The sequence below is a fragment of the Micrococcus sp. R8502A1 genome (assembly GCF_006704135.1).
Taxonomy (GTDB): domain Bacteria; phylum Actinomycetota; class Actinomycetes; order Actinomycetales; family Micrococcaceae; genus Micrococcus; species Micrococcus luteus.
Genome location: NZ_VIGS01000066.1, coordinates 1 through 10,545, shown reverse-complemented (window position 1 = coordinate 10,545; position 10,545 = coordinate 1). Strand labels below are relative to the sequence as shown.

General features: G+C 73.7%; 12 protein-coding genes. 8 read left to right on the top strand and 4 right to left on the bottom strand.

The genetic code is table 11. The annotated features are described in order from the left end of the window. Positions 1-1,251 (bottom strand): cystathionine gamma-synthase (locus FLM69_RS10210; protein WP_141844117.1); only part of this gene is annotated, 1,251 nt, incomplete at its 3' end. 1 nt (position 1,252) lies between these two features. After that, positions 1,253-2,602: an O-acetylhomoserine aminocarboxypropyltransferase/cysteine synthase family protein gene (locus FLM69_RS10205; RefSeq protein ID WP_036314933.1), complete on the bottom strand. Its 1,350-nt coding sequence runs from the start codon at positions 2,600-2,602 to the stop codon at positions 1,253-1,255. A gap of 296 nt (positions 2,603-2,898) precedes the next feature. Between FLM69_RS10205 and FLM69_RS10200 the strand changes: the two genes are divergently transcribed. The 8 genes from FLM69_RS10200 (at position 2,899) to FLM69_RS10170 (ending at position 7,582) form a co-directional block, all read left to right on the top strand. Then, a complete protein-coding gene (locus FLM69_RS10200) occupies positions 2,899-3,627 on the top strand; it encodes a class I SAM-dependent methyltransferase (protein WP_141844115.1) in 729 nt (242 codons plus the stop codon). Continuing rightward, positions 3,624-4,949: an MFS transporter gene (locus FLM69_RS10195; RefSeq protein WP_255502822.1), complete on the top strand. Its 1,326-nt coding sequence runs from the start codon at positions 3,624-3,626 to the stop codon at positions 4,947-4,949. Before FLM69_RS10200 ends, FLM69_RS10195 begins: the two co-directional genes overlap by 4 nt. Before the next feature lie 45 nt (positions 4,950-4,994). Continuing rightward, a complete protein-coding gene (locus tag FLM69_RS10190; protein ID WP_141844113.1) occupies positions 4,995-5,408 on the top strand; it encodes a VOC family protein in 414 nt (137 codons plus the stop codon). A gap of 78 nt (positions 5,409-5,486) precedes the next feature. Continuing rightward, entirely contained in the window at positions 5,487-5,999 is a 513-nt protein-coding gene (locus FLM69_RS10185) for a GNAT family N-acetyltransferase (RefSeq protein ID WP_036381349.1), read from the top strand. A 375-nt stretch (positions 6,000-6,374) separates the two neighbouring features. After that, complete coding sequence (locus tag FLM69_RS11635) at positions 6,375-6,503, top strand: hypothetical protein (protein ID WP_255502821.1); 129 nt, start codon at positions 6,375-6,377, stop codon at positions 6,501-6,503. 56 nt (positions 6,504-6,559) lie between these two features. After that, a complete protein-coding gene (locus tag FLM69_RS10180; RefSeq protein WP_036381347.1) occupies positions 6,560-6,883 on the top strand; it encodes a hypothetical protein in 324 nt (107 codons plus the stop codon). Continuing rightward, a complete protein-coding gene (locus FLM69_RS10175) occupies positions 6,880-7,158 on the top strand; it encodes a hypothetical protein (protein WP_230594461.1) in 279 nt (92 codons plus the stop codon). Before FLM69_RS10180 ends, FLM69_RS10175 begins: the two co-directional genes overlap by 4 nt. A 10-nt stretch (positions 7,159-7,168) precedes the next feature. After that, complete coding sequence (locus tag FLM69_RS10170) at positions 7,169-7,582, top strand: DUF805 domain-containing protein (RefSeq protein ID WP_036381342.1); 414 nt, start codon at positions 7,169-7,171, stop codon at positions 7,580-7,582. A gap of 24 nt (positions 7,583-7,606) precedes the next feature. On the opposite strand, the gene FLM69_RS10165 is transcribed toward FLM69_RS10170, so the two are convergent. Next, complete coding sequence (locus FLM69_RS10165) at positions 7,607-9,034, bottom strand: PQQ-binding-like beta-propeller repeat protein (RefSeq protein WP_041103386.1); 1,428 nt, start codon at positions 9,032-9,034, stop codon at positions 7,607-7,609. Positions 9,035-9,278: 244 nt separating this feature from the next. After that, on the bottom strand, positions 9,279-10,430 hold the full coding sequence (locus FLM69_RS10160) for an aminotransferase class I/II-fold pyridoxal phosphate-dependent enzyme (protein WP_141844111.1): 1,152 nt from the start codon (positions 10,428-10,430) through the stop codon (positions 9,279-9,281). Positions 10,431-10,545: the final 115 nt, after the last annotated feature.

The window sequence follows — 10,545 nt, the reverse complement described above, 5'->3', positions numbered from 1 at the left end:
GACCTGGTCCGGCTCTCCGTCGGCATCGAGGACGTGGCCGACCTGCAGGCGGACCTCGAGGCCGGCCTCGAGGTCCGCCTGCAGGTCGGCCACGTCCTCGATGCCGACGGAGAGCCGGACCAGGTCCGTGGGGACGGCCAGGGGCGTGCCCCGCACGGAGGCGTGGGTCATCTCGGAGGAGTAGCAGAGCAGCGATTCGACCCCGCCGAGGCTGACCGAGAGCGCGAACAGCTCGGTGGCCTCGGCGAACGCGCGGGCCGCGGCCTCTCCCCCGGCCAGCCGGACGGAGACGATGCCGCCGAAGCCGTCCATCTGCCGCGCGGCGAGCGCGTGGCCCGGGTGGTCGGGCAGCCCGGGGTAGAAGACCTGGGCGACCTCGGGGCGGCCCTGCAGCCAGCCCGCGAGCGCGGCGGCGTTGGCGCCGTGCCGGTCCATGCGCAGGCCGAGCGTCTTGAGGCCGCGGGCGGCGAGGTAGGAGTCCTGCGGGCCGGCGACCGCACCGGCGGCGAACTGCTGGTAGGCCACCGCCTCGGCCAGCGCCCGGCCGCGGAACTCGCGGTCGGCCACCACCACGGCGCCGCCGAGCACGTCCGAGTGCCCGCCGATGTACTTGGTGGTGGAGTGCACCACCACGTCCGCGCCGAGGTCGAGGGGCCGCTGGAGGTAGGGCGAGGCGAACGTGTTGTCCACGACCAGCAGCGCGCCGGCGTCGTGGGCGATCTGCGCCCAGGCGGCCAGGTCCGCGATGCCGAGCAGCGGGTTGGAGGGCGTCTCCACCCACAGCAGCGCGGTGCGGCCGGGGCGGACGGCCGCGGCGACCGCCGTCGGGTCGGTGATGTCCACGGGGGTGTTGGACACGCCCCACGGCTCGAGGACGGTGGTGATGAGGCGGTGGGTGCCGCCGTAGCCGTCGCCGCCCAGCACGATGTGGTCGCCGGGGCGCAGCACGGCCCGCAGGAGGGCGTCCTCGGCGGCGAGCCCGGAGGCGAACGCGAACGCCCGATCGCCGTGCTCGAGGGCGGCGAGCTGGGTCTCGAAGCCGTTCCGGGTCGGGTTGGAGCCGCGGCTGTACTCATGCCCAGCGCGCAGCACGTTGATGCCGTCCTGTACGAAGGTGCTGGTCTGGTAGATCGGCGGCACCACGGCGCCGGTCAGCGGGTCGGGCTCCTGGCCGGCGTGCACGGCGGTGGTGGTGAAGCCGCGGACGGCGGGACGGGAGACGGAGCGGGTGGTGTGGTGGACAGCGGTCATCTCAGCGCACCTCCTGGGTGACGGCGGCGGTCTCGGGGACGGCGGGCGTGGTGGCGGGGACGGCCGGCCCGGCGGCGGTCACCACGGCCAGGGCACGGTCCAGGTCCGCGATCAGGTCGTCGGGACACTCCAGCCCGATGGAGAGCCGGACGGTGGTCTCGGCGATCCCGGCGTCCTCGCGCTGCTGCCGCGTCAGGCGACAGTGCGTCATGGTCGCCGGGTGGGAGACGAGGGACCGGGCGTCGCCGACGTTGACCACCAGCTGGAACAGCTCGAGCGCGTCGAGGAACGGGGCCACGGCCTCGGGGCCGCAGGCCAGGTCGAAGGAGAACACCGAGCCGACGCCGTCCGGGAAGTCACGGGCGGCCAGCGCCGCGCTGGGATGCCCGGCCACGCCGGGGTGGTGCACCCGGGCGACGGCGGGGTGCCCGGCCAGGTGTTCGGCCACGGCCAGGGCGGTGGCGGTGTGGCGGGCCACGCGCAGGTCGAGCGTCTCGAGCCCCTGGATGAACTGCGCCGCGCTCGCGGCGGCGAGGGTGGGGCCGAGGTCGTGCAGGAACTTGCTGCGGGCCAGCGTCAGGTAGGCGCCGCGGCCGTGCCGCTCGACCAGCGTCTGCCCGCCGTAGCGGGCCTTGGGCCGGGCCAGCTGCGGCCACCGGTCCGGCGCCGCGCCGTAGTCGAACGTGCCGCCGTCCACGATCGCGCCGCCGAGCACCGCGCCGTGCCCGCCGAGGAACTTGGTGGCCGAGTGCACGACGACGTCGGCGCCGTGCTCCAGCGGCCGGTAGAGGGCCGGCGTCGCGAGGGTGCTGTCCACCACCACGGGCACACCGGCCGCGTGGGCGAGGTCCGCGAGCGCCGGCAGGTCCGGGAGGGTGGCGAGCGGGTTGGTGATGGCCTCGAGGAAGAACGCGCGCGTGTCGGGCCGGACCGCGGCCGCCCACGCGGGCGGGTCCGCCGGGTCTGCGAAAGTGACCTCGATGCCGAAGTCCGCGAACGTGTCCGTCAGCAGGTCCACGGTGCCCCCGTAGAGCTGGCTGGAGGCGACCAGGTGCTTGCCGCCCTGCAGCAGCGCCAGCAGGGACAGCGCGACGGCGGCCTGGCCGGTGGCCGTGGCGATCGCGCCGATGCCGCCCTCCAGTGCGGCGAGGCGGTTCTCGAACACGGCGACGGTCGGGTTGCCCGTGCGGCTGTAGGTGAAGCCGGGGGTCTCGAGCCGGAACATCGATGCCGCCGTGGCGTGGTCCGGGAAACGGAACGCCGTGGTCTGGTGGATGGGCGGGACGACCGGCCGGTGGGGCGCGGCGGGCTCGTAGCCGGCATGGACTTGCTGTGTGGCGTGACGGGGCATCTGCTCTCCTCCATCGGTCCTGGCGGTAGCACCGGGCCTGCCGTTCCCGGGGGGTCCGGGTCCGGCGGGCGGGTTGCTGCGGCGTCGTCGAGCCAGATCTCTCAGCCGCTCTGGATGGGTGGTGAGCCCATCCCACGCGGTGGGCCGCCGCGAGTCCAGCGGGCGACCGGCTCGCGCGTCATATGAGCCGCCACCGCGCCATGCGAGACCAGCCGGAGCCTCTCCGGGGCGCGGCGAGCCGTGGCGGACCCGTGTGACGGACTGGCGTGGAGGGGGGGTGTGTCAGACTCCCGGGCATGACGCAGAGCACACCGGACGGACCGGCCACGGGCCTGCCCGACTTCCGTCCCTCGGGCAACCAGGGCGTGGACCCGGCGCTGTACGAGATCGAGAACGCGGCCATGGACCGTGAGGGCGCCCTCTGGGCGGCGCTGCAGGAGGCGGCGCCTTGGGCCGGGCGGACGCTGCTCGACCTCGGTGCGGGCACCGGCTTCTGGCTGCCCCGCTACGCCGACGCGGCCGAGACGATCGCCGTCGAGCCGGACGTGCGCCTGCTGGGGGCCGCCCGCGCCCGCCCCGGCGGGGCGCGCGTGCTGTACGGCTCGGCCGAGCAGATCCCGCTGCCGGAGGCGAGCGTCGACGTCGTGCACGCCCGGTTCGCGTACTTCTTCCCGCACCCGCGCTGGGACGTCCGACCCGGCCTGGACGAGGTCACCCGGGTGCTGCGGCCCGGCGGCGCGCTCGTGGTGATCGACAACGACACCGAGCGCGGCCAGTTCGCCGAGCTGCTGCGGGCGAGCACGAACGCGGCGGCGCAGGGCCAGGACACGTACGCGCGCGAGTGGTGGGCCGGCATCGGGGCCGAGACCCGTGAGGTCATGAGCTCGTGGACCTTCGACTCCCGCGCCGACCTCGAGGCCGTCCTGCGGCTGGAGTTCGAGCGAGGGGTCGCCGACGCGTGGCTCGCCGAGCACCCCGCAACGACGTCGCTGAGCTACGGCTACCTGCTCCACGTGTGGCGGTGAGCACGGACCCGCGTCGTCAGACGCCTGCCCCCCGCACCCCCGACGCTGAGACGCCCCCGCCGCCGGAAGGACGGGCGCGGTGGCTGGTCGCCTCCAACGCCCTCGACGCGGGTGGCCGGTCCGCCACGGACGTCGCCCTGGACGTCCTGGCGGTGCTCCTGCTCGGCGTGGGCGCCGACGGCATGGGCGTGCTGATGACGCTCTCCGGGTTGGGATTCCTCCTGCTCGGCGTGCCCATCGGCATCGTGGTGGACCGACACCTCAGCCCGCGGCTGCTCGCGGCCACCGGACTCGCCAAGGCGGCGGTGCTCGGCTCGCTCGTCGTGGCGTGGGCGCTCGACGCGCTCACGTTCGGCCACCTCGCCGCCGTCATGGCCCTGCTGGGCGTGCTCACGGTGCTGGCCGAGACCACCCAGACCGCGCTCGTGCCGCGCGTCGTGCCGGCCACCGCCGTCGCCCGCCTGACGGCGCGGCTCGAGTCCGCCGACGCCGCCCTCGTGTTGATCGTGCCCGCCGCGGCGGGCGTCCTCGTCGGGTCGCTGGGCGCAGGGCCCGTGCTCGGCATCGCGACGGCGTTCCTCTTCGCGGCGGCGATCGTCGCGCTCCGGGTGCGGTTGCGGCCCTCCGCCGCGGCGGACGTCCCGGACGACGACGGGGACCCCGGCGTCGCGGACGTCCTCTCCCGCTGGGCCCGGTTCGGGAAGGACGCCGCGGAGGGGTGGACGGTCCTGCGGCGCACCCCGGTCCTGTGGCTGCTGACGATGGGGTCGGTGGCCGCCAATGTGGGCATGGCCCTCTTCGCCCCGGTCGAGGCGGTCTGGATCCTGACCGACCTGCGGCTCGGGCCGGAGTTCCTGGGCGTCCAGATCACCGCGGGCGCGGTCGGGGCACTGGCGGCCTCGTCCCTGGCGGGCCGGGCCATCGACCGCCTGGGCGAGCGCCGGTGCATCCTCCTCGGCTCGGTCGGCTGCGCCGTGGCCGTGGGGCTGCACCTGCTGGCCTACGTCGACCGCGCTCATGCCGGGCCGTGGCTGCTGGCCGGCGCGGCCCTCTGGGGGTTCATGGTCCTGCTCGGGAACATCACCCAGGCCGCCGTGACCGCCCGCGCCTGCCCCGAGGGCACGCTCGGGCGGGTCACCGCGATGCGCCGCACCCTCACCCGGGGCTCCGTGCCGCTGGCGACCCTCGCGGGAGGTGCGCTCGGGGCGACGCTCGGGGTCGGCTGGGCGCTCGCGGGGTGGCAGGTCCTGGCGGTGGTCTCGCTGGCCGCCGTCGTGCCGGCCGCGCGGTGGGTGGATGCGGGGCGCGACGACGTCGACTGAGGCCGAGACGCTGACGCGGACGCCGAGGTCGCTTAATGTGTGGCCATGGTCAGCCGCCCCGTGCTCCAGCAGCCGGTGATCGACGCCGTCGACATCCGTTCCGTCGCGGAGTTCTACCGCGAGCTCCTCGGCCTCCACTACCGCGCGGGCGACGAGCTCGCGGACGGCCGCGAGCCGGACAGCGCGGACTGGCTCGTGCTGCTGGACGACGACGGCCGCCGCGTCCTGACATTCCAGCGCACCGACGAACTGAAGCCCAGCACGTGGCCGTCACCCGAGGTGCCGATGCAGCTGCACCTGGATTTCACCGTGCCGGACCGCGAGTCCCTCGACGCGGCCCACGACCACGCGCTGCACCTGGGCGGACGCCTCATCCTGGACCGCTCCGACGACGAGGACGAGCCCCTGTACGTGTTCGCGGACCCGGCCGGCCACCCCTTCTGCGTCTTCGTGGGGTGAGCGCGGCAGACCGCGGGGCGGTTTCACGCACATGTCGAAGACAAGAAGCCGGTTCAGTGCCGTCGGTAAGGTCGTCGGGTGATCCCGCAACCCACCGATCGACTCACGTTCCGGTGCATGACCGACGCTGACCTCGACGACATGTTCAGGCTCCTCGGAGACGCGGAGGTCATGCGCTACTACCCGCGAGCCAAGTCGCGCAATGAGGTGCGGCGGTGGATCAACTGGTCGAAGGACAACTACGCCACGCATGGGTTCGGCCTGTGGGTCATCGAACACTGGACCACCGGCGACTTCATCGGTGACTGCGGCCTGACCTGGCAGAACGTCGACGGCCAAGAGGTCCTCGAGGTCGGCTACCACGTCCTGCCCGAACACCAGGGACAGGGACTGGCAACCGAGGGGGCCTCTGCCTGCCTGCGATACGGGTTCGAGACCCTGGACGCAACGCTGGTCACCGCGATCATCAACCCCGACAACACGGCTTCCCGTCGCGTGGCCGAACGAATCGGCATGACCGTGTGGAAGAGCACGCGTGATCCCAGTGGGGCGCCGATCGTGGTCTACAGCAGCCACGGCCACGAGGCATGACGCACTGAACTGCCGCCATGGGTGCGTGCCCAGTGAGAAGACACGCCCTGGACCCAGCCGGCCAGGCGCTTCTGCGTCTTCGTGGTGGGGGCTGCGGTCATCTGCACGATACGGTGCCGTCCATGCATCCGGACCCGGCCGAGGCCATGCTGCGCGTCGCCCGGGCGCGCGCCGGCGGGGACCGCGTCGAGTGGCGGCGGGGCACCGCGGAGCTGATCGAGCCGGCGTCGGCGGACCTGGTGATCATGAGCGGGAACGTGGCGATGCACCTGATCGACCAGGACTGGCAGCAGGAGCCCACGGAACGGACGACGGCGGCCGGTCGCCCTACTCGAGTCCGAGGCCACGAGCACGCCGGACGCGGACGGCGTCGTCGTGCACCGATGGCGCACCGAGTACTCGGACGAGGGCGTGGACCGCGTCTGGAGCGACTGGCACGGCCGCCCATTCGACGCGGCGGAGCACCCGTTGATGATCATCGAGGCCTGTCCACAGGGGGCCTGACCCGTCCACCCGTCATGGCAGGATGACGCATGTCACACGTGATGCGAGGGGGAACCATGACGGACACGACCACGGCCCGCCCCATGCGGCCGGCCCACTTCGACGACGACCCGCCCGTCCGCGGGATCGGCCACCTCCGGCACCCGGTGGTGTCGGGCGGGCTGATCGGGGTGGTCGGCGGCGGCGCCTTCCTGTTCGGCGGGATCGCGGGGCTGCCGCCAGAGCACCAGGGCACGCTGCGGGGCGTCGCGGTCTCGCTCATCAGCTTCACCCTGGTGGTGGTGCTGCTGCGCCGGCGGATGCTGCCCACCGTGCCGACGCCCGCCCGCGGCGCGTCTACGGGATCGCCGTCGTCACAATGCTGGCGCTCCTCCCCGTGACCCGCCTGGTGGCTTTCGGACTCGACGCACCGACGGCCCAGATCGCCCTGGTGGCCGCCGTGGTGGGTGGCCACTTCCTCCCGTTCGCTCGGGCATTCCAGGCCCCGGTGTTCTGGTGGATCGGCGGGGCGATGGCCGTGCTGGGGCTCGCCGGTGCCGTACTCGCGGCTCTCGGCGATCCCGTGGCCGGGCCCGCGGGGGCGACCGCAGCGGGGGCTGCGATGCTCGTGATCGTCGCGGCACAGGGGCTGCTGGCGTCCCCGCGGCAGGACTGAGGGCCGGACCATGAACATGCTCCAGGCCATCCGCCGCTACTACGCCGGCTACGTGCAGTTCAGCGGGCGCGCCTCCCGCGCCGACTTCTGGCTCGCGGCGCTCTACCTATGGCTCCTGCAGGCCGTCGTTCACTTCGTGTCCACCGCCCTGGACGTGTTCGTCCTCGGCTCGCCGGACCTGTCCCTCCGCGACGCGGCCGTCCTCCTGGTGGGGATCACGCACGCGCTCCCCTCGCTCGCCCTGCTCGCCCGGCGCCTCCACGATGCGGGCTTCAGCCGCGCGTGGCTGTTCCTCGGGCTGGTACCGTTCGTCGGCCCGCTCACGCTGCTCGTGTTCGCGCTCCAGCCGTCCGCCCCGCGCCTCGGACACCCCGCCGATGCGTCGGACCCGGTTCCGGCGGGGGCCACGGCCGCGCGGCGCTGACCCCCGCCGCCATGTCCGGCCCGATCAGTGGTCGTGGTCGTCGTGGTCCTCGTCACCGTGCGCGCCCTCCTCGGGCTTCACGGACTCCGGCTGGCCGGTGACCACGGCCATCTCGACCGGGGCGAACTCCAGGTCCTTCTCCAGGACGGTCTCACCGGTCTCCAGGTCCACGGCCACGAGCCTCCGGTTCTCCGCGTCCGTCACGTAGGCGGTGTTCCCGGCGACCTTCAGGATCGGACCGGGCTCCTGCCACTCGTCCTTCTCCTTCCACGGCTCGATCACCGGGTACTCGGCGGTGACCTCACCGGTCTCCTCGTCGATCACGGTGACCTCGCCGTCGTAGGTCAGCACGACCGCGGAGCCGTCCTCAGCGCGGCCGAGCGAGCGGAACCAGTAGGACGAGCCGAGGTCCACGGTGGTGAGCTCATCGGTGCGGGTGTCGATGAGGGCGATCCCCGTGGGCCGCTCGACGGCTTCCTTCGGCTCCTCCTCGACCTTGTGATCACCCAGGACGATGGGTGAGTCATGCAACCCGAACAGGTTCCCGGAGCGCTGGTACTCGGTCTCGACCTCCACCTTGTGGAACTCGCCGTCCCGGTACACGACGGGCCCGTTCTCGCAGCCCATCACGACGACGTCGCCCGCCTCCGTCGGCTGGGCCGCGGCCTCGCCGTGGCTGCCGGGGCAGTCGTCGGTCTCGGCCGTGACCTCGCCGGTCTTCGGGTCGATCACCTGGAGCGTGTTCCGGGAGTCCTCGGTGCCCTGCGTGGTGAAGAGGGTGCCGTCGGAGAGCTCGAGCGCCACGCCGTGGTGCGGGTCCTCGGTCTCGGCCTCCGTCATGACGGGCATGAGGTCCGGGGTCGCCTTGTCCAGGTGGGTCGAGTCGAAGGTCCGGATCGCGCCCGTGCCGTCCGCGAAGAGGGTGGTCTTGCCGTTGTGGGTGACGACGTGGCCGGGATGCTCACCCGGGAACGTTACGCCGGTCATGCCGGGCGCGGACTCGTAGTTGTGGAAGTGATCGCCGTGGGCCTTGGCCTGGATGCCGGTGGAGAACACCTCCCAGCCCTTCCCGGTGGTCACCAGGACGTCCTTGCCGTTGCCGGCGTTGCTCAGCCGCTTGAAGCCCGTGATGTCCTGCTCCTTCACCACCTCACCGGACTCGGCGTCGAGCAGCGTGAGCCCGTCCTCGTGCGAGAGCAGGATGCGCGGCGTCACCGCGGAGACCTCGGTGGTCTGGGTCGGGTCGACGCGGTCCTCCGCGGAGACGGAGGAGGCCGCCGTCGCCTCACCCGCCGGCGACTCGGAGCCGCCCGCGGCGGAGGCGGGTGCCGACGTCGGGCCGGACGGGTCGGCGTCCGCGCCGCACGCCGTCAGGGCGATGGCCGCGGCGGCGAGGGTGGCGGAGAAGGTGGCGGTGCGCGTGGAACGGCGCTGCGGGGCGAAGTGGGACACGGGGAGCCTTTCACGAGAGCGAGAAGATGCGACTGATTCACAATAAAGACTGTTGCGGATGATTCGCAATACTGCGGTGGACCTCACCCCGTCATCCCGGCGGCGCCGACGGCGCGCCCCCGTCGCGGGAACCGGCACGTGACGCCCTCGACGCGGCGACCGGGCCGTCACGGACACGCCGCTCGGGCGCCGCTACCGGCTGGGCGGCTGAGACGTCGGCCGGTGCGGCGTGCGGCGGAGCCCGTCAGGCCAGGCCGCGCGCCGCGTGCCAGGCGGCGATCCGCTCGAGCGCCTCGTGGAGGGCGTCCGGGCCGGCGGCGAAGGAGAGCCGGACGGACTCGGGCCCGTGGACGGCGTCGAAGTCGTCGCCGGGGGTCAGCGCGACGCCGGCCTCCTCCAGCAGGGCGGCGCAGTAGCCGACGGCGCTGCCGAACTCCGCCAGCATGCCCGGGGCGAGACGGGCCCACAGGTAGAAGGCGCCGTCGGCGGGGGCGGCGTCGGCCCAGCCGAGCCGGGGCAGGGCGGCCAGCACGACGCCGCGCGTCGCCGTGAAGCCGCCGGCCTGCTCGGCACAGAACGCGTAGGACTCCTCGCTGAACGCGTGGACGGCCGCCTCCTGGGCCGCGGCGGGCGGGCAGAGGGCGACCGAGCCGGCGAGGCCGTCGACCGCGGCGGCGAGGTCGTCCGGCATGAGCATCCAGCCCAGCCGCCAGCCGGGCATGCCCCAGTACTTGGAGAACGAGCTGACCACGAGCGCGGTGCGGGAGGTGCGCCAGGCGCAGGCGCCGAGCCCCTCCCCGTCCGTGTGCACGATGCCGTGGTAGATCTCGTCCGAGACGAGCCGCACACCGCGTTCCTCGCACCAGCGGGCGAGTTCGGCGAGCTCGGCGGCGCTGACCATCGTGCCCGTGGGATTGGCCGGGGAGGCGAGCACGAGCCCCGCGACCGGGCCCTCCGCGAGCGCCGCCTCCAGGTGGGCGACCGTGGGCTGGTAGCGGGTGCCGGCGTCGACGTCCACGTCCACCACCTCCACCCCGAGCGCCGTGAGGATGTTGCGGTACGCCGGATAGCCGGGGCGCGGCAGGAGCACGCGGTCCCCCGGGGGGAACGCCGCGAGGAAGCCGAGCATGAACGCCCCCGAGGAGCCCGTGGTGATCGCGACCTGCTCGGGGCGCACGTCGAGCCCGTACCAGCGGCGGTAGTGGCCGGCGACGGCGGCCCGCAGCTCCGGCAGGCCCAGCGCCGGGGTGTAGGTGAGGGCACGGCCGGAGGCGTGGACGGCGGCGGCCGCGGCGTCGACGGCGGGCGGGGCGCCCCCGCCCGGCTCCCCCGCGCACAGGCTGACGACGTCGTGGCCGGCGGCACGCAGTTCGGCGACCCGGCCGAGGATGCTCATCACCGTGAACGGTGGCACCTGAGACCGGGCGGACGGCGCGAAGGCGGGGGGGGGGGCTGGCCCTTTTCCACATCCGGACCCGCCGACGGACCGATAAGGGGTGCAGACGGGGGGG

What these genes read in the sequence shown, in the direction of transcription:
- FLM69_RS10205 (WP_036314933.1), bottom strand. Translation starts at nt 2,602, where the DNA reads ATGCCCCGTCACGCCACACAGCAAGTCCATGCCGGCTACGAGCCCGCC.
- FLM69_RS10190 (WP_141844113.1), top strand. Translation starts at nt 4,995, where the DNA reads ATGGTCAGCCGCCCCGTGCTCCAGCAGCCGGTGATCGACGCCGTCGAC.
- FLM69_RS10180 (WP_036381347.1), top strand. Translation starts at nt 6,560, where the DNA reads ATGACGGACACGACCACGGCCCGCCCCATGCGGCCGGCCCACTTCGAC.
- FLM69_RS10200 (WP_141844115.1), top strand. Translation starts at nt 2,899, where the DNA reads ATGACGCAGAGCACACCGGACGGACCGGCCACGGGCCTGCCCGACTTC.
- FLM69_RS10160 (WP_141844111.1), bottom strand. Translation starts at nt 10,430, where the DNA reads ATGAGCATCCTCGGCCGGGTCGCCGAACTGCGTGCCGCCGGCCACGAC.
- FLM69_RS10170 (WP_036381342.1), top strand. Translation starts at nt 7,169, where the DNA reads ATGAACATGCTCCAGGCCATCCGCCGCTACTACGCCGGCTACGTGCAG.